This is a genomic window from Micromonospora sp. NBRC 107095, assembly GCF_030269705.1.
In the GTDB taxonomy this organism is placed as follows: domain Bacteria; phylum Actinomycetota; class Actinomycetes; order Mycobacteriales; family Micromonosporaceae; genus Micromonospora; species Micromonospora parva.
Genome location: NZ_BSTU01000001.1, coordinates 2,342,041 through 2,366,463 on the forward strand (window position 1 = coordinate 2,342,041; position 24,423 = coordinate 2,366,463).

Consider the following 24,423-nt stretch of genomic DNA (forward strand, 5'->3'; position numbering starts at 1 on the left):
CCGACCGGTGCGGTCAGATGGAGCCACCGGCGCGTCCGCCGTCGGCCGTGGTCCGAGGGGGTAGGCGTGGAGGCGCTCGTCCTGATCGTGGTGCTCGGTGCCACAGTGCTTGTCGGTACCACCCTTGGCGGTCGGTACCGGGTGGCCCCGCCGGTCCTGCTCATCGCGTTGGGCGTGCTGCTCGGGTTCACCCCGCCGCTGTCCGAGGTCACCCTGGAACCGGATCTGGTCCTGCTGATCTTCCTGCCGGCGATCCTGTACCGGGAGAGCCTCACCATCAGCCTGCGCGAGATCCGCGCCAACCTGCCGGTGATCGGGCTGCTCGCCGTGGTGCTGGTGGTGCTCACCATGGTCACGGTGTCGTTCGCCGCGCAGGCGTTCGGGGTGAACCCCGCCGCCGCCTGGGTGCTCGGCGCGGTCCTCGCGCCGACCGACGCCGCCGCGGTCACCGGTCTGGCCAAGCGGTTGCCCCGCAAGCTGCTCACCACCCTGCACGCGGAGAGCCTGGTCAACGACGGCACCGCACTGGTGATCTTCGCGGTGGCAGTGGCGCTGCTCAGCCACAGCGGCGAGCCGGGCGTGCTGGGCATCGGCGAGGAGTTCGTCGGCGCCAGCGTCGGCGGGGTGGTCGCCGGTCTGCTGGTGGGGGCCGCCGTGGTGCTGATCCGCAAGCGGCTCGACGATCCGCTGCGCGAGGGCGCGCTCAGCGTTCTGACGCCGTTCGGCGCCTTCCTGCTCGCCGACTCGGTGCACGCCAGCGGTGTGTTGGCGGTGGTGGTCGCCGGCCTGGTGCTGGCCTACGCCGGCCCGCGGGTGATCCGCGCCCGGTCCCGGGTGCTCGCGTACGCGTTCTGGGACCTGTCCACATTCCTGATCAACGGTGGGTTGTTCGTCCTGCTCGGCACGCAGATTCCCCGCGCCGTGCAGGGCATCACCAGCACGTCGCCGCAGCGGGCGCTGCTGATCGTGCTGGTGGTGACAGTGGTCGTGATCGGCACCCGGCTGCTCTTCGTCTACCTGACCGCGCAGGTCGCGAGGCTGCGGCGGCGTCGCATCATGGACCCGAGCCAGGGGCCGTCGAGTTGGCGGGTGGGGACGGTCGCGGGCTGGTCCGGTTTCCGGGGCGCGGTGTCGCTCGCCGCCGCGCTGGCCGTCCCGACGGTGATGGTCGACGGTCGACCGGTGGTTGAACGCGATCTGATCATCTTCGTCACCGCACTGGTGATCGTGCTGATCATGCTGCTGCAGGGCACCACCCTGCCGTTGGTGGTGCGTTGGGCCGGGCTGAGCGGCGACCCGGAACGCGTCGACGAGACCCGGCACGCCCGGCGTCGGGCCACCGAGGTGGGCCTGGCCGCCCTCCCGCAGGTCGCCGCGGAGATCGGCGCCGAGGGTGAATCGGTGCGTCGGTTGGAGGTCGAGTACCAGCGGCACCTGGAGGACCTCAACGAGAGCGGCGGGACGACCGCCGATGAGCGCCGGTTGGAACGGCGGCTGCGCCTCGGCGTCCTCGCGCACAAGAGGCGGGAGGTCACCCGACTGCGCGACAACCGGGAGATCGACGACCTGGTGCTGCAGGAACTCCAAGCCGCGCTGGACAACGAGGAGATCCGGCTGCTGGGGCGCGGGCCGAACGAGTGACGGTCGGCCACCGTCCGGCCCGGGCGGCTCAGAGCACCTGGTCGAGGAACCGGCGCAGCCGCGGATGTTCGGCCCGCTCGAAGACGGCCTCGGGCGGGCCGGCCTCCAGCACCACACCCCGGTCCATGAAGGCGACGGTGTCGGCGACCTGCCGGGCGAAGCCCATCTCGTGGGTCACCACCACCATGGTCATCCCGGCGGCGGACAGGTCGGCCATCACCCCGAGCACCCCCTTGACCAGCTCCGGGTCGAGCGCCGAGGTCGCCTCGTCGAAGAGCATCACCTCGGGCCGCAACGCCAGCGCACGGGCGATCGCCACCCGTTGCTGCTGACCACCGGAGAGTTGCGCCGGTCGGGAGTTCGCCTTGCCGGCAAGCCCCACCAGCTCCAACTGGGCGCGGGCGACCGCGTCCGCCTCGTCCTCGCCGAGCTTGCGCAGGCGGCGCAGCGCCAGCGTGACGTTGCGCAGCACGCTCATGTGCGGGAAGAGGTTGAACTGCTGGAACACCATGCCCACCCGCTGCCGCAGCGCGTCCGGGTCGTCGCCCAGCACGCTGCGCCCGTCCAGCAGCACGTCGCCCCGGTCCGGTTCGATCAGCCGGTTGATGGTGCGCAGCAGGGTGGACTTGCCCGACCCGGACGGGCCGATGACACAGGCCGTCGCGCCACGCGGCACCGCCAGGTCGACGCCGCGCAGCACCCGGTTCGGTCCGAAGGCGAGGTGCACGTCGCGTACGTCGAGGCTGACCGAGGTCGTGCTGGCGGTGGTCATCGCCGGTCTCCTTCCATCGCGTACGGCGCGGTGTCGTCGTCCTCGTCTGTCGGCGCGGTGGCCGGCCGACCGTTGCGCAGCCGGCGGTCGATCCAGTTCACGACGTGCGTCAACGGAACGGTCAACGCCAGGTAGCACAGCCCTGCCAGCAGCAGCGCCGACTCGTTGCCGGTGGTGGCCGCGTAGTCCTGCCCGATCCGGAACAGCTCCCGCTGGCTGGCCACCAGGCCGAGGAAGTAGACCAGGCTGGAGTCCTTGATCAGCGCGATGAGCTGGTTCACCCAGGCCGGCAGCACCCGCCGGATGCCCTGCGGGACGATCACCAGCCGCATCGCGTCGGCCCAGGAGAAGCCGAGCGCCCGGGCGCCCTCCAACTGGGCGGCCTCCACCGACTGGATGCCCGAGCGGAAGATCTCCCCGATGTACGCGGCAGCGATGAGCGACAGCGCCAGGATGCCCAGCGGGTAGGGGTCCGGCCCCCAGACCTGCATGCCCAGCGGGGCCAACCCGACGCCGATCAGCAGGATCGTGGCGGCGGCCGGAAGCCCTCGGAACACGTCGGTGTAGACCCGCGCCGGCCAGCGCAACCAGCGGCTGCGGGAGATCCCGGCGACGGCCAGCAGCAGGCCCAGCACCGAGCCGAGCAGAGCGGCGGAGACCGCCAGGATCAGCGTGTTGGGCAACCCGACGGTCAGCATCTCGGGCAGCGCCTCGCGCATCGAGTCCCAGTCGAAGAACGTTTCCCACAGGGTGCTCAACGGATCCATGTGTCGCCCCTCCTACCGCCCCGCTCGCTCGTCACCGGTTCAGGACGCGGCTGACGCGGACGCCGACGGCGCCACCGTGACCGCGCCGCTGCCCGGCTTGAAGTCCGCCGGGATCGGCCGGCCCGGGTAGTACTGCGCCTGCAACCGTGTCCAGGTGCCGTCGGCGATGACCTCGTCGAGGCTCTTGTTCAGCGCCTCGCGCAGCTTGTCGTTGCCCTTGGCCACGGCGTACGCGGTCGGTGCCGGGCTGAGCTGCTTGGCCGCCACGGTGATCTTGCCGTTGCTGTCGGCGGCCGACTTCTCACCGATCTCCGCCGGGGCGATCCACGCGTCGGCGGTGCCCGCCTTGAGCTGGTTGATCGCACCGTTGTAGTCCGGCACCCGCACCGGGTTCAGCTGCTTGCCGGTGGCGTAGTCGTCCTGGACCGTGCCCTGCACCACCACTACCCGCTTGCCGGTGAGCTGGTCGAAGCTGGTGATCGGCGAGCCGGCCGGGACGTCCAGGCCGAAGTAGCCGAAGTCGTAGCCGTTGCCGAAGTCGACTGTCTTCTTGCGGGCCTCGGTGATGGTGATCGAGGAGCTGCCGACGTCGAACTTGCGGTTGTTGACCTGGCTGAGCAGCGCGGAGAAGTCGGTGCCGACGAACTCCACGGTGAGGCCGAGCTTGCCGGCCACGGCGGTCAGCAGGTCGTTGTCGAAGCCGGTGAACCTGCCGTCCTTGAGGTACACGTTCGGCGGGGCGTCGGTCAGCGTGCCGGCGCGCAGCACGCCGGGCTGGGCCAGGCCGTACGGGTTGGTGGTGGCGTCGGACGAGCTGTCGTCGCCGCAGGCGGTGAGGGCGGTGGCGGCCAGGATCGTCGCCGCCCCCAGGGCGGCGGCACGGGTCACTGCGGGAAGGAATCGCACTGGTGTCTCCGAAGGGTGGTGTCTCGGCGGGCGCGGGTGTGCGCCACCGACGGTGCGCCCGATGGGCGTACCGGTGGAAAGGGGTTTCGGGAGGGTGGTGCTAGAGCGCGGTGCCGCGACGACAGGCGGCGCTGCACATTCGCATCGTGTCCACGTGCCGTCGCCGGGTCAGTGCGGGCGAGGGGCGACCGGTGCGGAAGTCCGCGATGTCGGTCGGTGGGGTGGTGCTGAGGATGCGCATGGTTCTCCCGGGTCTGTGCTGACCTGGGTGCCAGGCCACGCTTGCACCGACGTCGTGCCGGTGCCTGGTCTTCACCCGGGGCACCCCACCGCGGAGGAGGGTTGCCGGCCAGCGAGCCGGGGCTTCGCGCTGGCGCTCATGACCTGCGCCGAGGTTAGCAGCACCGACGGGTGCCGCGTCCAGTCGGTATGACCACGCTCACCGTGCGCGACGGTCCGTCCGCGCCCAGGTCAGCCGGCGTGCACGTGCGGTCGGCGGTGTGGGTCGGGTTCCTGGCGACGCAGGATCTCCCGGGTCACCGAGGCGATCGCGCCCTGCCCGAACGCCAGGTAGCGCAGGAAGTTGCGAACCGGGCCTCCCTCGGACCACTCGAAGTAGATGTGGGGTCGTCGACGGCTGCGGTCGCGGATCTCCAGCAGCAGGGCGGCCAGCGCGGTGGGCACCGACGAACTGGCCAGGCTGAGCACCGGGAAGCGGCCGTCGACGACGCTGCCACGGACCAGCACCTCGGTCTCGAAGTCGGACGGGTCGGTGACCTCGACCTCGACGAAGATGACGTCGCTGTCGTCGGGGAAGTCGTTGTCCGCCATGGTCTGGGCGAGCTTGGCGCGGTACTCCGCCTCGTCGCGCCGGTCGGGTTCGTGCGCGATGAGGCGGATCCGTCGGCCGGCGCGTTCGTCGATGATCCGGGCCGCGGCCGAATCCAGCTCGACGTGATCGACGCGCAGCTCGTAGGCCCGCATCAGCCGGGACAACACCGACACCAGGATGATCCCGCCGATGAAACAAGCCGCGATCTTGACGCCACTGGGGCGTTCCACCACGTTGGCCAGCGTCGTGTAGACGAAGATCACCGCGATGATGCCGAACGCGATGGTGCGACCGCGCTGACGCTGCCGCAACGCCGCGAGCGTCACCGCCGTCGCGGCCGAGGTGATCAACACCAGCACCCCGGTGGCGTACGCGCCGCCCTGCGCGTCCACGCTGGCCTCGAAGACGATAGTGATCAGAAACGCCACCGAGGTGAAGACCAGTACCAGCGGCCGGACGGCTCGCGCCCAGGTCGGCGCCATGCCGTAGCGGGGCAGGTAGCGCGGTACGAGGTTGAGCAGACCAGCCATCGCCGACGCCCCGGCGAACCAGAGGATCCCGATGGTGGACAGGTCGTAGATGGTGCCGAACACCTCGCCGAGGTGGGCGTGCGCCAGATAGGCCAGCGCCCGGCCGTTCGCCGGCCCGCCCGGCTGAAAGGCGTCCGGCGGGATCAGCACCGTCGTCGTCACGCTGCTGGTGATCAGAAAAGCGCTCATGATCACCGCTGCGGTGGTGAGCAGCCGGCGCGCGCCACGGATCCGGCCCAGCGGCCGGTCCTCCGAGTCCTGCGGGTCACCCCGTACGCTCGGCATGACGGCCACCCCGGTCTCGAAGCCGGACAGGCCCAACGCCAGCTTCGGAAAGACCAGCAGCGACAGCCCGACCACCATCAACGGGTCGCCGTGCCCGGTGGTCAGCGCGGAGGTCCAGTCGTCGACCGCGCTCGGATGCGTCACCACCCGCCACAGCGCGTCGGCCACCACCACGGCGTTCAGCGTCAGGTACACCGCGACCAGGACGACGGCGATCCCGATGGCCTCGTTGAATCCCTTGAGGAACACCGCGCCCAGCAGCGCCAGGAGCAGCAGCGTGAGCAGCACCTCGTGTCCCTTGAGCGCACTCGGCCAGAAAGGGTTCTCGTCGATGTGCGCCGTCGCGTCGGCGGCCGAGAGGGTGATGGTGATGATGAAGTCGGTGGCCGCGAAACCGAGCAGCACCAGCACCAGCAGCTTGCCCGGCCAGTAGCTCAGCAGGCGGACCAGCATCGCGATGGAGCCCTCACCGTGCGGGCTCTCCACCGCCACCCGCCGGTAGACCGGCAGTGCGCCCAGCAGGGTCACCAGCACCAGCACCAGCGTCGCCACCGGGGAGAGCGCCCCGGCGGCCAGCGCCGCGATGCCCGGCTGGTAACCCAGCGTGGAGAAGTAGTCCACACCGGTCAGGCACATCACCTTCCACCACGGGTGGTGCCGGTGCTCCGGCGGACGCCCGTGCGGTCCCGGGTGCTGGACGGCCTGGTCCGAGCCGGCGTCGAGCAGCCACCCCCGCAACCGGCCGGCGCGTCTGTCGAACGTCACCGGCGCGTCCCCCGTCATCCCGCTCACGGTCACCGTGAGTATCCGCCCGTCGGGCCGCCCTCGTCCGCCGGTGCGCGGAACCCAGCCGACATCCCGGCGGGTTTCGGGCCCAGGGCACCGGGGATGCAGCGTCCCGGTCCGGACCGGACGGCACCGGGGGAGGGGACAGGGCATGGTCGGCGGCCGCCGCTTCCGCCCGGGTGGTGGCTTCGGCCGTCAACTCGACGAGTACGAGACGAGGGTCGGCGTGGCGCCGCCCCCGGAGTCGCCCGCAGCGTCCCACGGCCTGGTGGACAGCGCGGTCTACCTCCGAGGGCACCGGTTCGCCTCCCCGTCCGGCCTCGCCGAGACGTACCGTTGCCTGCAGGAGCAGGACGACGCGATGGCCTGGATCGGGTTGTACCGGCCCGACATCGAGCAGATCACCTCGCTGGCCCGTGAGTTCCGGCTGCACGACCTGGCGGTCGAGGACGCGATCAACGCCCACCAGCGGCCCAAGCTGGAGCGCTACGGCCACACCCTGTTCGTGGTGCTGCGCGCCGCCCGCTACGACGACCTGCGGGAGGAGGTCGAGTTCTCCGAGCTGCACCTGTTCATCGGGCCGGGCTTCGTGGTCACCGTCCGCCACGGTGAGGCACCGGACCTGGCCGCGGTGCGGCGGCGGATGGAGACCGAGGCGCAGATGCTCGCCCGGGGCCCGGAGGCGGTCCTGTACGCGATCCTGGACCAGGTCGTCGACGGGTACGCGCCGGTCGTGGCCGGGCTGGAGAACGACATCGACGAGATCGAGACCCAGGTGTTCGGTGGCGACCCGAACGCCAGCCGCCGCATCTACGGCCTCAGCCGCGAGGTCATCCAGTTCCAGCGGGCCGCCCGCCCCCTGCTCAGCGTCCTCGACGCGCTGGCCGTTGGCGCGGGCAGCGCCAGCGCCGACGAGGAGCTGCGCCGCTACCTGCGCGACGTGACCGACCACCTGACCCAGGTGGTGGAGCGGGTGGACGGTTTCCGGCACCTGCTGCAGAACATCCTCACCGTCAACGCGACCCTCGTGTCGCAGCAGCAGAACGAGGAGATGCGCAGTCTCACGGCGGCCAGCTACAGCCAGAACGAGGAGCTGAAGAAGGTTTCCTCCTGGGCGGCGATCCTCTTCGCTCCCACGCTCATCGGCACCGTGTACGGCATGAACTTCGTCCACATGCCGGAGCTGAACTGGCGCTTCGGTTATCTCTTCGCGCTGCTGTTGATGCTGTTGGTCTGCGGCACCCTCTACGTGATCTTCAAGCGGCGCGGCTGGCTCTGAGCCCGTGGCCGCGGCTCACTCGATGCCACGCAGGATGTGCCGCTCGTCCTCGACGTCGTCGTCACCGGCACCGATGCGGCCGAGCAGTACGGCGGCCGCCCAGATCGTCAGGGGGGTGGCCGCCCCGGTCATTCCGCCGCCGGTCCGGTCGTCCCGGGTCTGGCTCCGCTCCGTGCGCGGTGGCCTGCGCTGAGCCTGCATGGGCCCTGCCTCTCCTCGTCGAAGCCGCCGTGGGCGGCGCGGGGTGAATTCGCGCCACCGGCCGGGTGGGACCGCCCGTGAGCAGCCCACCACCGGTACGACAGCCACTCGAACCTTCCCACGCCCGGCCGCTTCCGCACCGCTTGTTTTCGGGTTTCCGACTGGCGCCCGCCAAACCGGACATTACGCAGCGACGGTCGAGTCACGGTCAAGGCAGCGGGTGGGCGATGCCCCGGGCGTGGTCGGTGAGCGCCGCGCCGACCACCGTCGCGGCCAGCGGCAGCACCTCCAGGCAGCGGCGCACCGCGGCGGCCATCAGTGCGTTCGGCACCCGCATGGAGAGCGTGCAGTGTGGCACCCAGCGCCCCGGCTGGTAGTGCTCGGCGAGGGGGATGCCGGCGGCGGCGAGCCGGTCGTGCACCAGCCGGTGGTGCGCCAGCAACTCCGGGGTGGGCGTCGGACCGAGCCAGAGCACCCGACCGACGAACTGGCCGGCGTACTGGAATTCGAGCCGCAACGGGGCGGCCACCACCGTCCCCTGTAACGCCTCGGCGACCTGCTCCGGGTCGAACCGGGGCGCCACCGTGAGCGAGACGTGCGGACGGTGGCGCTGCTCCAGCAGCGAGCGCATGCTCTGCACGCCCTCGGCCTCCAGCGCGTCCCAGAGCACCCGGATCCGGCGGGTGGCGTCCGGGTCCAGGTACAACTCCAGCGCGGCGACCATTTGATCACCGTAGCGGCCGAGGTTTGCCCGCCCACGTCCGGCGGTACCTGATCCGAAACCCACCAGGAAGGCGCAGCACGTGAATGTGAGTGACCTGCTGACCGAGGCGTACGACCGACTGCCCGACCTCGTCCGCGCGGCGGTCGAGGGCCTCAGCCCCGAGCACCTGCTCCACCAGCCCGCCCCGGGCGCCAACTCGATCGGCTGGCTGGTCTGGCACCTCACCCGGGTGCAGGACCATCATGTCGCCGAGGTCCTCGACACCGACCAGATCTGGGTCAGCGGCGACTGGGCGGGACGGTTCGGGCTCGACGCCGACCCCGACAACACCGGCTACGGGCACTCGCCCGCCCAGGTCGCGACGGTGCGGCCGGAGAGCGCGCAGGCGCTCGTCGACTACTACGAGGCGGTCGCCGCGCGTACCGGAGACTTCCTGGCCGGGCTGGCCCCGGCGGACCTGGACCGTGTGGTCGACGAGGCGTGGGATCCGCCGGTCACCCTCGGCGTCCGGTTGGTCAGCGTGGCCGAGGACGACCTGCAACACGTCGGCCAGGCCGCCTACCTGCGTGGCCTGATCGAGGCCGGCTGACGGCCGGGCTCACGGCACGATCACCGCCCGGCCCTCCAGGGTCCCGTCGCGCAGCTGGCGGTACGCGTCCAGGGCGTCGTCCAGGGCGAAGGTGGTGATGCTCGGCCGGACCAGGCCCCGGGCACCCAGGTCGAGCACCTCCACCAGCTCGGGTCGGCTGCCCCAGTAGGTGGTGGCGATACTCACCTCGTACGGCACGGAGAAGAACGACACCCCCAGCGTGCCGCCGCCGATCCCGACGATGGTCAGGTCGCCCACGGTGCGGGCCGCCGCCACGCCGAGCGCCAGGGTGCTGTCCGCGCCGACGAAGTCCAGCACCACGTCGGCGCCCCGCCCTCCGGTGGCGTCCCGGATCTCCTCGGCGGCGGTCGGTCCGGAGGTCACCGTGCGGTCGGCGCCGCACTCCTCGGCCAGTTGCAGCGCCTCGGCCCGGGTGTCCACGGCGATCACCCGCGCGGCGGTGGTGGCCTTGAGGATCTGCACGCCCACGTGCCCCAGCCCGCCGACCCCGATCACCACGGCCGTGCTGCCCGGTGGCAGCTTCGGCCAGGAGCGCCGGACGGCGTGGTACGGGGTGAGTCCCGCGTCGGTCAGCGGTGCGGCCTGCGCCGGTTCCAGACCCTCCGGCAGAGGTACGACGTGCCGCGCGTCCGGGACCAGTTCGAACTCGGCCATTCCGCCGTCCAGTCCGAGCCCACCGCCTCCGCTCGGCACCGGCGCAGCGGACGGGTTCTCGCAGTACGGGTCGATCCCGAGCCGACAGCGGGCGCAGGTGCCACAACCCCACGATCCGAACACCGCGACCGGTTGCCCGACGGACAACCCGGTCACCCCGTCGCCGAGGGCGTGTACCCAGCCGGCGTTCTCGTGACCGAGGGTGAACGGCGGGTTCCAGGGCATCGTGCCCGGCTCGAACTCGTCCATCAGGTGCAGGTCGGAGTGGCAGGCGCCGGCACCGCCGATCCGGACCACCACCTGACCCGGCCCGGGCGTCGGGTCGGGGACCTCGACCAACTCCGGTTCCGACTTCCACTCCCGCAACCGCAGTGCGCGCATGTCGGTGCTCCCGTCTGTCTCGACTGAACCACTGGCCTGCCCGCCTCGTCGCCCGGCAAACGGGCCGCCGCGGCGCGACCCCGGGGCACCCTCACCCGTTCCGGGTGAACCGGCCTCACCCCGGCGCGGGTGATCCTGCGGGGAACCGTGGGGAGGGGATCTGATGGGTGCGACGGCGGAGCAGTACCTGCGACAGCTGGACACCGGTCGGCGACCCGACCTGCCGGAAACCACCGCGGGGACGTTGCGGTTGGATGTCCGTGACGACGGCAGCACCGACCACTGGTACCTGACCATCGCCGACCAACACGTGCGCGTGACCCGCTCGGCCGAGGACGCCGAGTTGGTGGTGCGGGCCGACCGGGCGGTCTTCGACCGGATGGTTCGCGGCGAACTGCACCCGGGAGCGGGTCTGCTGCGCAACGAGGTGACAGTGCAGGGCAACATGCAACTGCTGATGCTGCTGCGGCGGATCTTCTCCGGGCCGGACGGCGCCCGTCACCCGCGCGAGTTGGGCCGGGCCGCGCTTGCCGGCCGGGCCGTGCCTGCTGGCCGGGCCGTGCCTGCTGGCCGGGCCGTGACGACCGCTCGGGGTGGTCGGCCGTGAAGCAGGAACTGGTGCACGTCATCGCGGGCAACATCTTCGCCATCAGCGACGCCCAGGGCGACATCGAGCCCGACCCGCAGCTCCCGGTCGGACTCTTCGCGTACGACACCCGGTTCCTGTCCCACTGGGTGCTGCGGATCGACGGTGAACGGACCAACGCCCTGTCCCGGGACGACCTCACCTACTTCGAGACCCGGTTCTTCCTGGTTCCCGGCATGGCGAGCCACTACATCGACGCCGATGTGTCGATCATCAGGCACCGATCGGTCCACGACTGTTTCCACGAGAACATCACGGTGCTCAACCATTCGTCGCAACCCGCCGAGTACACCGTCCGGCTGGAGATGGCCAGCGACTTCACCGACATCGTCGAGGTCGGGCAGGTGCGGCAGCGGGCCGTCGAGGTCACCGCCGACCCGGCGGGCCAGCAGCTCGTGCTGCGCTACCAGCGGGACCGGTTCATCCGGGAGACCACGGTGTGCAGCACCGTACCCGCCGATGTGGACGAGCAGGGGATGACCTTCCGGATCCGGATCCCACCCGAGGGGACGTGGGAGACCGACCTGCATGTCACAGTGACCATGGGCGGCGAGGAGGGTCGGGACCTCCGCGCCGACCTGCGGTCGCACCAACAGGCCCTGCGGACGGGGATGGGCGAGGACCTGACCCGGTGGCTGGAGCGTGCGCCGCAACTGGTGGCCGAACGCGCCGGCCTGGAAGAGCTCTACCAGGGCAGCCTCGCGGACCTGGCGGCGCTGCGCTACCAGCCGCTCGCGTACCGCGAGCGGGTGCCGATCGGTGGTCTGCCGTGGGCGATGGGCCTGTTCGGACGGGACAGCATCATCACCTGCCTCCAGACGATGGCGTTCACCCCCGAACTGGCCCCGTCGACGCTGCGGATGCTGGCGCTCATGCAGGGCGGTCAGCTCGACGACTGGCTGGAAGAGGAGCCCGGCAAGATCCTGGCCCACCTGCGGTACGGCGAGACGGGGGCGTTCAGCGAACGGGCGAGCGCGTTGTACTACGGCGCGGCCGACACCACCCCGCTCTTCGTCGTCCTGCTCGACGAGTACGAACGCTGGTCCGGTGACGCGGACCTGGTCCGCGAGCTGCGGCACCCGGCCCGGATGGCGCTGGACTGGATCGACGAGTACGGCGACCTGACCGGGGACGGCTACCTGCGCTACCAGCGCCGCAACGAGCGCTACGGCGCGGTCAACCAGGGCTGGAAGAATTCCCCGGACGCCATCGTCGACGCCCGTGGTCGGCAACCCGCCTTTCCCCGCGCCACCTGCGAGTTGCAGGGTTACGCGTACGACGCGAAGCGCCGGGGCGCCCGGCTGGCCCGCGAGTTCTGGGGCGACCTCGCGTACGCCGACCGTTTGGAACGGGAGGCGGCAGCGCTCAAGGAGCGCTTCAACCGGGACTTCTGGCTGCCACACCAGGGGTACTACGCGTTGGCGCTCGACCCGTACGGCGAGCCGGTCGATGCGTTGGCCTCCAACATCGGGCATTTGCTCTGGAGCGGGATCGTCGCGGACGACCGCGCGGAAGCGGTAGCCGAGCACCTGGTCGGGCCGCGACTGTTCAGCGGTTGGGGAGTACGCACGTTCGCCACCGGGCAGCGCACGTACAACCCGGTGGGCGCGCACCTGGGCGCGGTGTGGCCGTCGGACAACGCGGTGATCGCCGCCGGGCTGCGTCGCTACCGCCTCGACGCTCAGGCGGCCCGGATCGCCGCCGGCGTCTTCGACATGACGCTGACGCTCGGCGGCGAGGTGCCGGAGGTGATCGCCGGCTACGAGCGCAGCCTGACGACCTACCCGGTGCAACTGGCGACGAGCTGCCGCCCGCAGGCATGGTCGTCGGGATCCCTGCTGATGCTGCTCGGCACCGTGCTGGGTCTGCGACCCACCGGCGACAACCTGCTGGTCAACCCGGCGGTGCCAGAGGGGTTCGGCCGGCTGGAACTGCTCGACATCCCCGGCCGTTGGGGTCACTCCGACGCCTACGCGAGAGATCGGACCACCGAACGCCGGCACCGCCTGCGGTGAGGCCGAGGATCAGCGCAGGCGGTGGCGATGACGGCGGGCGTCAGCCCATCGTCCTGGCGCCGTCGATCGACTCCCGCAGGATGTCGGCGTGCCCGGCGTGCTGGGACGTCTCGGCGATGAGGTGCAGCAGCACCCGGCGGACCGTCCAGCTCGCCCCCGGCTCGAACCAGGGCGCCTGCGGCAACGGGTGCGCCGCGTCCAGGTCGAGGGTGGCGATCAACTCGTCGGTCCGGACGGCGATTTCCTGGAAGCGCTCGACCAGCCCGGCCAGTGTCTCGCCCGGTGCCATCTGGAACTGACCGACCCAGTCGACCTCCTCACGGTCCATCGCCTCCGCACCACCCACCGCGAAGAGCATCCACCGGTGCTCGACGCCGGCCACGTGCTTGATGAGGCCGCCGAGGCAGAGACCGCTGACGGTGGGGCGACTGGCCGCCTGCTCGTCGGTGAGCCCGTCGACGGTCTGCAGAAGGAAACCGCGGTGCCTGCGGAGCGCCTGCAGGAGATCGGTGCGCTCACCGGTGAGCTGCTCAGTGCTGGTCATGCCGCCACCCTTTCGTCGATGTCCACCCGGTGCCACCGTATTGCCGGGCACCGACACTTCCCGGGCACGACACCGGGTCGACGGAAGACCGCCAGCGGTTGCCGATCCGCGTCGAAGGCGGTCCACTGAATGACATGGCTGTGATTAAGGTGGGCACATCGTCCTGGGCGGACCAGTCCCTGCTGCGCTCCGGGTGGTACCCCCGTTCGGCCAGCACGCCGGCGCGTCGGCTGGGCTTCTACGCCAGCCAGTTCCCGTTGGTCGAGGTGGACACGTCCTACTACGCCATCCCGGTGCCGGAGACGACCCAGAGCTGGGTGGACGCCACACCGGACGACTTCACCTTCGACGTCAAGGCGTTCAGCCTCTTCACCGGTCACCCGACGCCGGTCGCCGTGCTGCCTCGGGACCTGCGTCCGGCCGCCGGCCCGAGCCGGATCCGCCGCCGTGACCTGCCGGAGCGGGCGTACGACGAGCTGTGGACCCGGTTTCGCGCGGCCCTGGCGCCGATCGCGGCGGCCGGCAAGCTCGGTGTGGTGATGTTGCAGTTCCCGCCGTGGCTGGTGCGCAGCCCGGCGGCCGAACGCCGGATCGTCGAGCTCGCGCAGCGCTGCCGGCCGTGGCGGGTCGGTGTCGAGCTGCGGCACAGCTCCTGGTTGGACGACGCGGCCGCGACGGACACCCTGGACCTGCTCCGCGCCCACGACCTGTCAGTGGTCTGCGTCGACATGCCACAGGGACACCCGTCGTCGGTGCCCCCGATCCTGACCAAGACGGCGGAGCCGGCGATCGTCCGGTTCCACGGTCACAGCGACGCCTGGGCCGAGGGCGACAAGCAGGAGAAGTTCCGCTACGCCTACGCCGAGGACGAGCTGCGGCAGTGGGCGGGACGGCTGACCGGGTTCGCGGCTCTCCCCGACGAGCTGCACGTGCTGTTCAACAACTGCTGCGCCGGGCAGGCCCAGCGCGACGCCACCCGGCTGGCGCAACTGCTCACCGAGACGATGGTCGCCGATCACGCCGTCCCGACGAACGGTTGAGCGGCGCACCTGCCAGCCGGCCGGGCACAGGGTCCGGTCAGGACCGCCGTCCCCGGCTGCGTAGCGCGTCCTGGGTCGACTCGCCGATCTCCGCGTCGTCGGGGAAGGTCCGGCCGCTGGGCGCGGGATCGGGTGGGGCGCCCGGCCCGGCCATCGTCGTTCGCGTCGGCTCGACCGAACCGAAACCGTGTCGACCCGCCGGGCCCGTGCGACCCGCCGGGGCACCCGCCCGCCGCTCGCCGCGCCGGCCCTCGGGCACCGCTGTCTCCTCGCTGCCCTCGTCCATGGGTGAGTCGTCGTCGGTGCCCCAGGGCGCGTCGGCGTCGAAACCGTCGCCGGTGCCCCACGGGTTGGTCGCCTCCGGCTCCAGCCGGTCGTTGTCGCCGCTGCGTCCCTTGTGCGCCGTCATGGCCACCCCGCTCGTCGGTCCGCCGCCACCGGCGGACGATGTGCCGTCCTCGGGCCGGGCTGCCCGCCCGCCCGCGCCGCCCGACAGGTCACCGGCGCGCCGCCGTACGGGCGCCGACTCGTCGTCGCGCGGGATCCGTCGTCGCTCCGGTACGCGAGCGGGCCGGCCAGCGCCCCGCCGTCGAGGTGGCGGCGGGACGCCGGCCGGCCCGACGCTCAGCGTCCGGCCATCGCCATCGGTCGCTTGCCGTTGCTCATTCCCGCCATCTTGATCACGCCCTTGGAGGCGCCCTTCATCCCACCGGCGCGACCGAGCATCCCGCGGAACACCTGGCCGGGCTTCTGCTGCTCACCCATGTACGCGGTGACCACGACCAGCGTCCCGGTCAGCGCCGGAATGGCCCACTGGAGCAGCTTCATCTGCCGTTGCGACGAGGCCACACTGGCCGGGGTCTGGTGGTTCGGCTCGGTGGCGCCGCTCACCGGCGGGCCGCCGGCCTTCTCCAGCCGCATGCCGACCAACCGGCTGTAGCCGGTGACCGCGAGCGCGCCGATGGTCAGCGCGGTCTTGATGGCGCTGGCCCGGCCGACGCCGGCCTGGGCCGCCATCCGTGGGCTCTCGGTCACCAGTTCGCCGACGGCGCCAGCCAGGTGGGCGCCGATCGCGGCCGCGTTGACCGGGGTCCACTTGGACCATCCGGCCGAGGCGACCGGGAGCCGCTGGGTCGAGTCGCTGATTTTCGCCGCTGCGCCGTTGACACCGAAGGCACCCATGAGGGAGCCGCCGAACCAGGCCGCCAGGCCCAGATCGTGCATCGAACGCAGTGCGGTGTGCCGTTCGGACATGTGATCCCCTTCCGCCGTGTCGGGCGCTGCGGCTTACCCGCCGCTCGGGCGGCTAACCCCGGCCCGCCGGGGCCGATCCGCGTCGTGGCGGGCAGCTACGGGACATCCGTGGCGTCGGTGCGTCGGCCTCGTCCGGGCAGGAGTCGTTCGCCCGGTGGCGGGTAGATCCTCCAGCGACGCCGACGAGAGGGGAACGCGATGTCGCAGCCGGACGAGAGCCGGGAGAAGACCCCCAAAACAGACGCGGTGCTCATGCACCCCGACAACGACCCGAACCGGAACACCGCCGAGGTCGCGCCCCGCAAGGAGCACGCCGAGATCCAGGTCGAACAGGACGGTGAGCTGGTGCCGCTGGACCAGGACGAGTGAGCCGACCCGCGTCCACCGACGGGCCGGTACGGCTCAGCGGGGCGGCAGGTCGGTAGCGAAACCGGCGATCCGCCGCGCCAGCGGGACGCCTGCGCGGACCCAGGTGAAATGGTCCAACGGCGCGCCGGCCTGCACCACTGTGTACCGTTCCCGGGTCACCGGCGCATTGCCGAGCTTCGCGCAGAGGTGGTCCATGGTCTCGTGCGGCGTGTACTGGTCGTCGTCGACGCTGACGGCCAGCACCGGTGTCCGTACGGCGCGGACCGCGGCCTCGGTGTCCGTGCCGTTGAGTCGAGGGAACCGACCGGTCCGTGCGGTGTACGCCCAGTCGCGGATCACGCCGCGCGCCTGCCGGCCACCGAAGCCCCAGCCCGGCCAGACGCCGAGCAGCGCCGCCGTGGCGGCGATGCCCTGGGTGTAGGGCAGCACGCCGAGGCCGCGCCGGCCCGGGTAGCTCCGCCAGTGCGGGATGCCGACCGCGACCAGCGCCAACCCGTCCACCTCGCCGTCGCCGTGCAGGGCGAGGTGCAGCAGCGCGGCCTGCCCGCCGAGTGAGTGCCCGAGAAGCAGTCGGGTGCGCCCGTCCAGTCGCGGCTTGAGGGCGGCCAGGACGGCGCCGACGTCGTCGGCCAGTTCGGCGTAACCGTGCCGGTCCGCCCGACTCGGCGCGGGCGTGCTCGACCCGGTGCCGCGCAGATCGGCCACGACCACGGCCAGCCCCGCGGCGCGCAGCGCGGCGGCGAAGGGCCGGTAGTAGCGGGCCCGGACGCCCATCGCGGGCCAGATCACCACCACCGGCGCGCCGGTCACTCCGGACGGTTCCGGGTAGACCTGCACACCCAGCCGGCCACCGTCGACGTCGACGAACTCCTGCGCGTACTCCAGATCCCCGTTCACCGGCCCAGCCTACGACCTGACGTTACCGGCGGGTAGCAGCAGGCCGTCGACGACCGGGGCGCAGATGACGCCGCGCGCGACGGAGGGCCCCGCCACATGGCGGAGCCCTCCGACCGGCGCTGCGCTCAGGAAACCGAGATGGCCCCATTGCTGGCCCGCACGCAGGCCACCGAGCGGGCGCTGGTGGAGGCCGCACCGCTCAGGCACTGGCCGAGCACCTGGTGCCCGGTGGCGTTCGGGTGCCACGACTCCTGGCAGGTCTGGAAGTAGCTGACGCAGGTGTTGGCGATCCGCTGGATGGCGATCTTGTCCTTGCCGGCGAGGCTGGTGACGAAGGTGCCGGTGGCGCCGTCCTGAAGCCGGATCGGAGTGGCCAGCGCGCCGGTCGGGCTGCCGGTCTGCTCGCAGAGCCGGGCACCGTTGAAGGCCTGCTGCACGTTCAGGTACACCAGGTCGTCGGCCGGGAACTCGGCAGCGAGGGTGTCCCTGGTGAACTTCACGATGCTGCCCAGGCCCTGGGAGAAGCGGTGCCCCGGCGCCAGGCTGGCCCGGTGGATCGGGCACCCGCCCGCGTACCGCTCGGCGCCGAGATCACGGAACTTGTCCCGGGTGTCGTCCCGGCCGTCCTCCTCGTGGAACGTCTGGTTCAGGTCCAGCGGCAGCGGGTTCGTGTAGTCCTGGAAGACCACCCGGTGCTGACCGTCCGCGTCGACCTGGTCGAGGGTGGTGAGGATCTGGCGTACGGCCGCCGTGGTCTCCGCGGTCGCGGCGCTGAGCTGCGCGGCGGTGGCCAGGTCGGCGTCGCTGCACGGCTTCTGCTCCACCGGGCCGTTCAGGTACGCCCAGAACTCCCACCAGCCGGTCCAGGCGTCGGCGATGAACCGGTTGGCGCACTTCTCCGCGACGCTGCCGAAGGTGAACGAGCTGTTGTTGGAGCCGAGGCCGATCAGCACCAGGTCGATATCCTGGGTCTGCGCGACGGCGCGCAGCTGGCTCAGCTGCGAGGCCACGGTGCGACCGTTGGCCCGCGCCTGGGAGGCGTTGGCGATGTCGTGCGGCTGGCCGCCGGAGCAGGCCAGGTTGAACCGGTTCTGGATGCCCGGCAGGTTGGCCTGATGGAGCGAGGCGTTCGCCGAGCGGTGGCAGAAGAACGCGTTGTTGTTCGCCGCCGTCCAGCCGGGGAAGCCCTGGCTGACGCCGTTGACGTCGACCACCGGGGTGTACGCCCCGGCGCCCTCGCCACTGATGAAGCTGTCTCCGAGCGCCACCGCGGCGGTGGGCAGCGCGGCGGACGCGGGTGCGGGCAGCGCGACGGCGGTCGACAACGCGGCCATGGCGATCGTGAGTCCCGCGGCGAGCGCGGTACGCCGGAACCTGGGCATGGGGCCCCCATCCCATCGAAAGATGAAAGATTCTCTGAGGGCGCGATCAGATCACCCCTGCGCGACGGACGTCAATGGCCCGTAACAGATTCGTTCGATGAAAGACACGTGCGCGTAGACAGGACGCGCTACCGCGTCGAGGTCGGCGGGCGGCGGTGGGGGCGGCGCGCGGCGCTACCGGGCGGTCCGGCCGCCGCGGTTCAGCACCGCCGCGCCGGCGGCGTTCAGACCGACACCCCAGATCAGGAGTACGCACAGCCACTGCACCCACCGCAGCGCCGTCATCTCTCCCGAGAGCAGGTTGCGCACGCTGCCGAACGGGGTGAGCCACGGCTGCGCCGCACGGAGGGCGTCCACGGCACCCAGCAGCGCGAACAGACCCAGCGGCAGGACGATGGTGGCCAGGAACGCCACCACCACCGGGCGCACCAACAGGCCCAGCCCGGTGCCCACCAGCCCGGCGACGAACTGCACCAGCACACCGCCCACCGCTACCGTCCCGGCGAACCGCCACGGCTCGTCGGCGACCTCGGCCGGGGTGAGGGCGAGCGTCGCGGCGCAGATCAGCACGCCGACGACGGCGATGACGACCGCCGGCAGCCCCACCGCGAGCACGGTGGGCAGGACCGCCGGGCGCACGGGCCCCCGGCGCAGGTCGCTGACCAGCAGGATGCCGAAGAGCGGGGTCGCGACCGACATCAGGCTCTGGACGGTGCCCGAGAGCTCGGCGAAGGTCCGCTCGGCCGGAGCCGCCGCCGCGACCAGCGCCACGGCGGCCAGCAGCCCCGCCACCAGGGTGCCCGCCAGCAGCCACCGACGGGCCCGGGTGCCAAGGGAGCGCCGCAGGGCGTCGCGAAACGTCTCGGTCACCGCAACCGCCTCCTGATCTCCTCGACCCGGACCGGCGTGCACCCCGCGCGCACATCGGCCGCGATCACGGCCGAGCGTACCGGTGACGCTGTCTCTGCGTGGCCCCATGATCACCCACCGGCTGTTGGTTGGCTCACGTCCCGAGGGACCCGCGCGGCGGGTCGCGCAGGGCCTCCGACACTTGTCCTAGCCTCGGGCTAGGCTCGCTGCGGCGCGCCACGCCGGCTGATGTCGCCGGTGACCGGCAGCACACCGCCGAGACCGGGGAGTACGACCAGTTGACCGCAGAGCCTGACACCCTGTACGGGGCCGATGACCTCACCCACCTTGAGGGGCTGGACGCTGTCCGCAAGCGGCCCGGCATGTACATCGGCTCCACCGACAGCCGTGGCGTGGGTCACCTCGTCAACGAGATCCTCGACAACTCCACCGACGAGGGAGTCGCCGGTCACGCCAGCCACGTCGAGGTGATCCTGCACCCCGACGGCTCGGTGCAGGTCGACGACGACGGCCGGGGCATCCCCACCGACGTGCACGCCAAGTCCGGCATCTCCGGCGTCGAGCTGGTGCTGACCCGGCTGCACGCGGGCGGCAAGTTCGGCGGCTCCGGCTACAAGACCTCCGGCGGTCTGCACGGCGTCGGCGCGTCGGCGGTCAACGCGCTGTCCCGCCGCTTCGACGTGACCGTCCGTCGAGCCGGCAAGGTCCACACGATGTCGTTCCGGCACGGCGTGCCGGGCATCTTCGACGGCGACGGGCCGGACGCCCCCTTCACCGCCGGCCCCGGCCTCCAGGTGACCGGTGCCATGAAGCGCGGCCAGCGCACCGGCACCTCGATCCGCTGGTGGCACGACGCCCGCTACTTCGAGACCGGTGCGGCGCTCGACGTCGATGCCGTCCGGATGAAGCTGCGCAACACCGCGTTCCTGGTCCCCGGCGTGACCTACCTGCTACGCGACCTGACCGGTGAGGTGCCCGCCGAGGAGCGGTTCCACTACCCCAACGGGCTCAGCGACATGGTGGAGTTCCTCGCCCCGGCCGGCGACCGGCCGGTCTCCGGCATCCTGCTGGTCAACGGCGAGGGCACCTACCGGGAGAACGCCGCCGACGCCAACGGCGTCATGCAGTCCAACGTGCAGCGGCGGGCCGAGGTCGAGGTGGCGTTCCGGTGGGGCACCGGTTACGAGCGCACCGTCGAGTGCTTCACCAACACCATCCGTAACGCGCACGGCGGCACCCACCGCAAGGGCTTCGAGCGGGCCCTGGTCCGCGCGCTCGCCGACGCGATCCGCAACACCCGCGGTCTGCTCAAGGCCAAGGAGGAGCCACCCACCCTGGACGACGTCCTGGAGGGGATGACCGCCGTGGTGCACGTGCGGATTCCTGAGCCGCAGTTCACCTCGCAGACGAAGGACGAGCTCTCCACCACCGGCATCACCAAGGTTCTCCAGTCCCTGGTCGACGCGCACGTCAAGGCCTGGCTGGAGGACCGGCGCACCAAGGCCGAGGCGCGCACCGTCCTGCAGAAGATCGTCGACGCCGCCCGGGTCCGGCTCACCCAGAAACAGCAGAAGGACGCCGCCCGGCGCAAGACCGCCCTGGAGGGCGCGTCCATGCCGCCGAAGCTGGTCGACTGCCGGGCCACCGGCATCGACCGCAGCGAATTGTTCATCGTCGAGGGTGACAGCGCCCTGGGGACGAGCCGGATGGCCCGCTCCTCGGAATACCAGGCGCTGTTGCCGATCCGCGGCAAGATCCTCAACGTGCAGAAGGCCAACCTCCAGCAGGTTCTGGACAATGCCGAGTGCGCCGCCATCGTGCAGGTGCTCGGCGCCGGCTCGGGGCGCACCTTCGACCTCTCCGCGCTGCGCTACGGCCGGGTGCTGATCATGGCCGACGCCGACGTGGACGGCGCCCACATCCGGACGCTGCTGATCACCCTGTTCGCCCGGTACATGCGGCCGCTGATCGAGGCCGGCCGGCTCTACGCCGCGATGCCGCCCCTGCACAAGATCACCACCAAGGGGCGCAACCCGCAGACCGTCTACACCTACACCCAGGCCGAGATGGAGGCGACGGTCCACAAGCTGGAGAAGGCTGGCAAGCAGATCGTCACCCCCATCCCACGGTTCAAGGGTCTCGGTGAGATGGACGCCGACGAGCTGTGGGACACCACGATGAACCCGGCCACCCGCGCGGTCCGCCGGATCACCCTCGACGACGTCGAGGCCGCCGAACGCATCCTCGAACTGCTGATGGGCGAGAAGGTCGAGCCGCGCCGCAACTGGCTGATCGACTCCGCCGACCGGGTGGATCGCGAGGCGATCGACGCATGAGCACACGTTCCGTTCGAGTGGAGAGCTGAGTCATGGCACGCCGCAAGGAAAACAAGGTCGACCTCTCCTCGTTCGACCAGGCCGGCGCGCGGGTCTTCGACAATCCGCTGGTCACCGAGGTCTCCGACTCCTACCTGGAGTACGCGTTCTCGGTCATCCACTCGCGCGCCCTGCCCGACGCCCGCGACGGCCTCAAGCCCGTGCACCGGCGCATCCTCTGGTCGATGTACGAGCAGGGCTACCGCCCCGACCGTGGGCACGTGAAGTCTGCCCGAATTGTCGGGGATACAATGGGAAAGTACCATCCGCACGGCGACACGGCGATCTACGACGCCATGGTCCGCCTGGCGCAGGACTTCTCGCTCAACGTGCCCCTCATCGACGGGCACGGCAACTTCGGCAGCCCTGACGACGGCCCGGCAGCATCGCGTTACACCGAGGCCCGGATGTCGCGCGAGGCCATGCTGCTCGTCGGTGAGCTGGGCGAGGAGACCGTCGACGTCGAGCCCAACTACGACGGTTCGCTGACCCAGCCGACGGTGCTGCCGGCGGCCTTCCCCAACCTGCTGGTCAACGGCGCGTCCGGGATCGCGGTCGGCATGGCCACCAACATGATCCCGCACAACCTGGCGGAGGTCGTCTCCGCCGCCCGCTGGCTGATCAACCACCCGGACGCCACTCTGGACAAACTCATGGAGTTCGTCCCCGGCCCCGACCTGCCCACCGGTGGGGTGCTGCTGGGCCTGGACGAGGTGCGCCGGGCGTACGAGACCGGGCGCGGCGTGGTGCGGATGCGCGGCAAGGTGGAGATCGGTCCGATCGAGGGCAGCCGGGGCCGTCAGGCGATCACCGTGGTCGAGCTGCCCTACGGCGTCGGTGCGGAGAAGGTCATCGCCGCGATCACCAACGAGGTCACCAAGACCAAGCGGCTGACCGGCATCGCCGACGTCAAGGACCTCACCGACCGGGAGAGCGGCACCCGGCTCGTCGTCGAGTGCAAGGTCGGCGTCAACCCGCAGGCGCTGCTCGCCGACCTCTACCGGTTGACCCCGCTGGAGCAGTCGTTCGGCGTCAACAACCTGGTCCTGGTCGACGGGCAGCCGCGTACGCTGGGTCTCAAGGCGCTGCTGGAGGTCTTCCTGGCCCACCGCTACGAGGTGGTCACCCGACGCACCTCGTACCGCCGCCGCAAGCGTCAGGAGCGGCTGCACCTGGTCGACGGTCTGCTGATCGCGCTGCTGGACATCGACGAGGTGGTCCGGCTGATCCGGGGCAGCGACGACGCGCAGGCCGCGAAGGACGGGCTGATGAGCCGGTTCGGCCTCTCCGACATCCAGGCCACGTACATTCTGGACACCCCGCTGCGTCGACTGACCAAGTTCGACCGGATCGAGCTGGAGGCCGAGCAGGAACGGCTGCGCGCCGAGATCGCCGAGCTGAGCAAGATCCTCGACGACGAGCGGGTGCTCCGGAAGGTGGTCTCCGACGAGTTGGCGTCAGTGGTCAAGCAGTTCGGCACCGACCGTCGTACGACGCTCGTCGACGGTGACCTGAAGGAGGTGCTGGCCGCGTCCGCGCCGGCCGGCCCGCTGGAGGTCGCCGACGACCCGTGCCAGGTGATCCTCTCCGCGACCGGGCTGGTCGCCCGGACCGCGGCCGAGTCGGAGGAGAGCGCCGAGGGGCGTCGCCGCAACGGCCGGGTCAAGCACGACACGGTACGCGCCATCGTGCACTCCACCGCCCGGGGCCGGGTGCTGCTGTTGACCAGCGCCGGTCGGGCGTTCAAGGTCGACGTGCTGCCGCTGCCGGTGCTGCCCGAGCAGGCGGGCACGGTGTCACTGCGGGGCGGTATGTCGGCTGCCGAGCTGGTGCCGTTGGCGGCGGGGGAGACCGTCGTCGGCCTGGCGCCGCTCGGCGGGCAGGCGGAGGGCTCGCCGGGGCTGGCGTTGGGCACCCGGCAGGGCGCGGTGAAGATCTGCGCGCCGGAGTGGCCGGTGCGCTCCGACGAGTTCGAGGTGATCGGTCTGCGCGACGGCGACGAGGTGGTCGGGGCGACCTGGCTGACCGACGGCGCCGAGACGCTGACGTTCGTCACCTCGGAGGCGTCGCTGCTGCGTTTCCCCGCCGGGTTGGTCCGGCCGCAGGGCCTCAAGGGCGGCGGTATGGCCGGCATCAACCTGCCGGCCGGCGCGCGGGTGGTGTTCTTCGGCGCGGTGCGCACCGACGACCCGGGGCATGGCGAGCCGATGGTGGTCACCTCCACCGGCGCGACGGTGAAGGTGACGCCGTTCAAGGCGTACCCGGCGAAGGGCCGGGCGACCGGCGGCGTGCGCGCGCACCGCTTCCTCAAGGGTGAGACGGACGTGGCCGTTGCCTGGGTGGGCCCACGACCGGTCGGCGCGACCGGCACCGGCGACCCGGTGGAGCTGCCCGCGGCGGATCCTCGGCGCGACGGCAGCGGCTTCGCGGTGATGCTGGGCCCGACGGTGGTCGGCCACCTCATCGAGCGCGACTAGCCTGTCCCGTCGGGCGTGCCCGGCCCCAAGATCCGCGCAACTTCGGGGAAGTTGCTGCTTCCAGAATGCCGTAGGCACCAATTTCCTGATGTTGTGCGGATCTTGTCGTTAGAGCCCTCGCATGATCGTGCTCGATCCTGGAAGTAGTGGTTTCCCCGATGCGGTGATGCCACTCGCTCTGGATCG

At 71.3% G+C, this 24,423-nt stretch carries 23 protein-coding genes and 1 riboswitch; of the genes, 9 read left to right on the top strand and 14 right to left on the bottom strand.

The annotated features are described in order from the left end of the window. The first annotated feature begins 66 nt into the window (after positions 1 to 66). Complete coding sequence (locus QSK15_RS10895) at positions 67 to 1,641, top strand: Na+/H+ antiporter (RefSeq protein WP_285794046.1); 1,575 nt, start codon at positions 67 to 69, stop codon at positions 1,639 to 1,641. Positions 1,642 to 1,669: 28 nt separating this feature from the next. Here the strand turns inward: QSK15_RS10895 and QSK15_RS10900 are convergent, their stop codons facing one another. The 5 genes from QSK15_RS10900 to QSK15_RS10920 form a co-directional block, all read right to left on the bottom strand. Continuing rightward, positions 1,670 to 2,413, bottom strand: coding sequence for an amino acid ABC transporter ATP-binding protein (locus tag QSK15_RS10900; protein ID WP_285794047.1), 744 nt, complete (start codon positions 2,411 to 2,413; stop codon positions 1,670 to 1,672). Then, positions 2,410 to 3,180, bottom strand: a complete 771-nt coding sequence (locus tag QSK15_RS10905) for an amino acid ABC transporter permease (protein WP_030335893.1) — start codon at positions 3,178 to 3,180, stop codon at positions 2,410 to 2,412. The genes QSK15_RS10900 and QSK15_RS10905 overlap by 4 nt, the downstream gene beginning before the upstream one ends. A gap of 39 nt (positions 3,181 to 3,219) precedes the next feature. Beyond that, positions 3,220 to 4,068 carry an ABC transporter substrate-binding protein gene (locus QSK15_RS10910; protein ID WP_285794048.1) on the bottom strand — a complete coding sequence of 283 codons (849 nt, stop codon included), beginning with the start codon at positions 4,066 to 4,068 and terminating at the stop codon, positions 3,220 to 3,222. Between the two features lie 118 nt (positions 4,069 to 4,186). Beyond that, a complete protein-coding gene (locus QSK15_RS10915; protein ID WP_285794049.1) occupies positions 4,187 to 4,327 on the bottom strand; it encodes a hypothetical protein in 141 nt (46 codons plus the stop codon). Positions 4,328 to 4,359: 32 nt separating this feature from the next. Beyond that, positions 4,360 to 4,471: riboswitch (SAM riboswitch) on the bottom strand. Positions 4,472 to 4,557: 86 nt separating this feature from the next. Further along, positions 4,558 to 6,516, bottom strand: a complete 1,959-nt coding sequence (locus tag QSK15_RS10920; RefSeq protein WP_502889539.1) for an amino acid transporter — start codon at positions 6,514 to 6,516, stop codon at positions 4,558 to 4,560. A 154-nt stretch (positions 6,517 to 6,670) separates the two neighbouring features. Between QSK15_RS10920 and corA the strand changes: the two genes are divergently transcribed. Further along, a complete protein-coding gene (gene corA / locus QSK15_RS10925) occupies positions 6,671 to 7,798 on the top strand; it encodes a magnesium/cobalt transporter CorA (RefSeq protein WP_285794051.1) in 1,128 nt (375 codons plus the stop codon). Positions 7,799 to 7,813: 15 nt separating this feature from the next. Here corA and QSK15_RS10930 read toward each other — a convergent pair whose 3' ends face one another. Further along, positions 7,814 to 7,999, bottom strand: a complete 186-nt coding sequence (locus QSK15_RS10930) for a hypothetical protein (RefSeq protein ID WP_091401337.1) — start codon at positions 7,997 to 7,999, stop codon at positions 7,814 to 7,816. Between the two features lie 208 nt (positions 8,000 to 8,207). Then, positions 8,208 to 8,723 carry a 2'-5' RNA ligase family protein gene (locus QSK15_RS10935; protein WP_285794052.1) on the bottom strand — a complete coding sequence of 172 codons (516 nt, stop codon included), beginning with the start codon at positions 8,721 to 8,723 and terminating at the stop codon, positions 8,208 to 8,210. A 79-nt stretch (positions 8,724 to 8,802) separates the two neighbouring features. Between QSK15_RS10935 and QSK15_RS10940 the strand changes: the two genes are divergently transcribed. Then, positions 8,803 to 9,312: a mycothiol transferase gene (locus QSK15_RS10940; RefSeq protein ID WP_285794053.1), complete on the top strand. Its 510-nt coding sequence runs from the start codon at positions 8,803 to 8,805 to the stop codon at positions 9,310 to 9,312. Positions 9,313 to 9,321: 9 nt separating this feature from the next. Here QSK15_RS10940 and QSK15_RS10945 read toward each other — a convergent pair whose 3' ends face one another. After that, on the bottom strand, positions 9,322 to 10,368 hold the full coding sequence (locus QSK15_RS10945) for an NAD(P)-dependent alcohol dehydrogenase (RefSeq protein ID WP_285794054.1): 1,047 nt from the start codon (positions 10,366 to 10,368) through the stop codon (positions 9,322 to 9,324). Between the two features lie 163 nt (positions 10,369 to 10,531). On the opposite strand from QSK15_RS10945, the gene QSK15_RS10950 reads away from it, so the two are divergent. Both QSK15_RS10950 and QSK15_RS10955 read left to right on the top strand, forming a co-directional pair. After that, positions 10,532 to 10,975 (top strand): SCP2 sterol-binding domain-containing protein, encoded by a 444-nt coding sequence (locus QSK15_RS10950; RefSeq protein ID WP_285794055.1) that lies wholly within the window; start codon positions 10,532 to 10,534, stop codon positions 10,973 to 10,975. Continuing rightward, positions 10,972 to 13,029: an amylo-alpha-1,6-glucosidase gene (locus QSK15_RS10955; protein WP_285794056.1), complete on the top strand. Its 2,058-nt coding sequence runs from the start codon at positions 10,972 to 10,974 to the stop codon at positions 13,027 to 13,029. Before QSK15_RS10950 ends, QSK15_RS10955 begins: the two co-directional genes overlap by 4 nt. A gap of 40 nt (positions 13,030 to 13,069) precedes the next feature. Here the strand turns inward: QSK15_RS10955 and QSK15_RS10960 are convergent, their stop codons facing one another. Beyond that, the gene (locus QSK15_RS10960) at positions 13,070 to 13,573 is read right to left on the bottom strand and encodes a DinB family protein (RefSeq protein WP_285794057.1); all 504 of its coding nucleotides are present in this window, start codon (positions 13,571 to 13,573) and stop codon (positions 13,070 to 13,072) included. Between the two features lie 134 nt (positions 13,574 to 13,707). Here QSK15_RS10960 and QSK15_RS10965 point away from each other — a divergent pair, with 134 nt between their 5' ends. Beyond that, complete coding sequence (locus QSK15_RS10965) at positions 13,708 to 14,613, top strand: DUF72 domain-containing protein (protein WP_285794058.1); 906 nt, start codon at positions 13,708 to 13,710, stop codon at positions 14,611 to 14,613. A 37-nt stretch (positions 14,614 to 14,650) separates the two neighbouring features. Here QSK15_RS10965 and QSK15_RS10970 read toward each other — a convergent pair whose 3' ends face one another. Both QSK15_RS10970 and QSK15_RS10975 read right to left on the bottom strand, forming a co-directional pair. Next, the gene (locus tag QSK15_RS10970) at positions 14,651 to 15,022 is read right to left on the bottom strand and encodes a hypothetical protein (protein WP_285794059.1); all 372 of its coding nucleotides are present in this window, start codon (positions 15,020 to 15,022) and stop codon (positions 14,651 to 14,653) included. A 215-nt stretch (positions 15,023 to 15,237) separates the two neighbouring features. After that, entirely contained in the window at positions 15,238 to 15,867 is a 630-nt protein-coding gene (locus tag QSK15_RS10975) for a hypothetical protein (protein ID WP_285794060.1), read from the bottom strand. 198 nt (positions 15,868 to 16,065) lie between these two features. Between QSK15_RS10975 and QSK15_RS10980 the strand changes: the two genes are divergently transcribed. After that, complete coding sequence (locus QSK15_RS10980; protein ID WP_285794061.1) at positions 16,066 to 16,236, top strand: hypothetical protein; 171 nt, start codon at positions 16,066 to 16,068, stop codon at positions 16,234 to 16,236. A gap of 33 nt (positions 16,237 to 16,269) precedes the next feature. Here QSK15_RS10980 and QSK15_RS10985 read toward each other — a convergent pair whose 3' ends face one another. The 3 genes from QSK15_RS10985 to QSK15_RS10995 all read right to left on the bottom strand — a co-directional run bounded on the left by QSK15_RS10985 (position 16,270) and on the right by QSK15_RS10995 (position 19,385). Beyond that, positions 16,270 to 17,133, bottom strand: coding sequence for an alpha/beta hydrolase family protein (locus tag QSK15_RS10985; protein ID WP_285794062.1), 864 nt, complete (start codon positions 17,131 to 17,133; stop codon positions 16,270 to 16,272). Between the two features lie 125 nt (positions 17,134 to 17,258). Then, positions 17,259 to 18,515 carry an SGNH/GDSL hydrolase family protein gene (locus QSK15_RS10990; RefSeq protein ID WP_285794063.1) on the bottom strand — a complete coding sequence of 419 codons (1,257 nt, stop codon included), beginning with the start codon at positions 18,513 to 18,515 and terminating at the stop codon, positions 17,259 to 17,261. Between the two features lie 174 nt (positions 18,516 to 18,689). Beyond that, positions 18,690 to 19,385: a hypothetical protein gene (locus QSK15_RS10995; RefSeq protein ID WP_285794064.1), complete on the bottom strand. Its 696-nt coding sequence runs from the start codon at positions 19,383 to 19,385 to the stop codon at positions 18,690 to 18,692. 278 nt (positions 19,386 to 19,663) lie between these two features. Between QSK15_RS10995 and QSK15_RS11000 the strand changes: the two genes are divergently transcribed. Next, entirely contained in the window at positions 19,664 to 21,721 is a 2,058-nt protein-coding gene (locus tag QSK15_RS11000; RefSeq protein ID WP_285794065.1) for a DNA gyrase/topoisomerase IV subunit B, read from the top strand. Between the two features lie 32 nt (positions 21,722 to 21,753). Next, positions 21,754 to 24,237, top strand: coding sequence for a DNA gyrase/topoisomerase IV subunit A (locus tag QSK15_RS11005; RefSeq protein WP_285794066.1), 2,484 nt, complete (start codon positions 21,754 to 21,756; stop codon positions 24,235 to 24,237). The last annotated feature ends 186 nt before the right edge of the window (positions 24,238 to 24,423 follow it).

Coding starts and splice junctions, on each gene's coding strand:
- QSK15_RS10900 (WP_285794047.1), bottom strand. CDS start 2,413: ATGACCACCGCCAGCACGACCTCGGTCAGCCTCGACGTACGCGACGTG.
- QSK15_RS10905 (WP_030335893.1), bottom strand. CDS start 3,180: ATGGATCCGTTGAGCACCCTGTGGGAAACGTTCTTCGACTGGGACTCG.
- QSK15_RS10915 (WP_285794049.1), bottom strand. CDS start 4,327: ATGCGCATCCTCAGCACCACCCCACCGACCGACATCGCGGACTTCCGC.
- QSK15_RS10920 (WP_502889539.1), bottom strand. CDS start 6,516: ATGACGGGGGACGCGCCGGTGACGTTCGACAGACGCGCCGGCCGGTTG.
- corA (WP_285794051.1), top strand. CDS start 6,671: ATGGTCGGCGGCCGCCGCTTCCGCCCGGGTGGTGGCTTCGGCCGTCAA.
- QSK15_RS10930 (WP_091401337.1), bottom strand. CDS start 7,999: ATGCAGGCTCAGCGCAGGCCACCGCGCACGGAGCGGAGCCAGACCCGG.
- QSK15_RS10935 (WP_285794052.1), bottom strand. CDS start 8,723: ATGGTCGCCGCGCTGGAGTTGTACCTGGACCCGGACGCCACCCGCCGG.
- QSK15_RS10945 (WP_285794054.1), bottom strand. CDS start 10,368: ATGCGCGCACTGCGGTTGCGGGAGTGGAAGTCGGAACCGGAGTTGGTC.
- QSK15_RS10950 (WP_285794055.1), top strand. CDS start 10,532: ATGGGTGCGACGGCGGAGCAGTACCTGCGACAGCTGGACACCGGTCGG.
- QSK15_RS10960 (WP_285794057.1), bottom strand. CDS start 13,573: ATGACCAGCACTGAGCAGCTCACCGGTGAGCGCACCGATCTCCTGCAG.
- QSK15_RS10965 (WP_285794058.1), top strand. CDS start 13,708: ATGGCTGTGATTAAGGTGGGCACATCGTCCTGGGCGGACCAGTCCCTG.
- QSK15_RS10970 (WP_285794059.1), bottom strand. CDS start 15,022: ATGACGGCGCACAAGGGACGCAGCGGCGACAACGACCGGCTGGAGCCG.
- QSK15_RS10975 (WP_285794060.1), bottom strand. CDS start 15,867: ATGTCCGAACGGCACACCGCACTGCGTTCGATGCACGATCTGGGCCTG.
- QSK15_RS10980 (WP_285794061.1), top strand. CDS start 16,066: ATGTCGCAGCCGGACGAGAGCCGGGAGAAGACCCCCAAAACAGACGCG.
- QSK15_RS10990 (WP_285794063.1), bottom strand. CDS start 18,515: ATGCCCAGGTTCCGGCGTACCGCGCTCGCCGCGGGACTCACGATCGCC.
- QSK15_RS11005 (WP_285794066.1), top strand. CDS start 21,754: ATGGCACGCCGCAAGGAAAACAAGGTCGACCTCTCCTCGTTCGACCAG.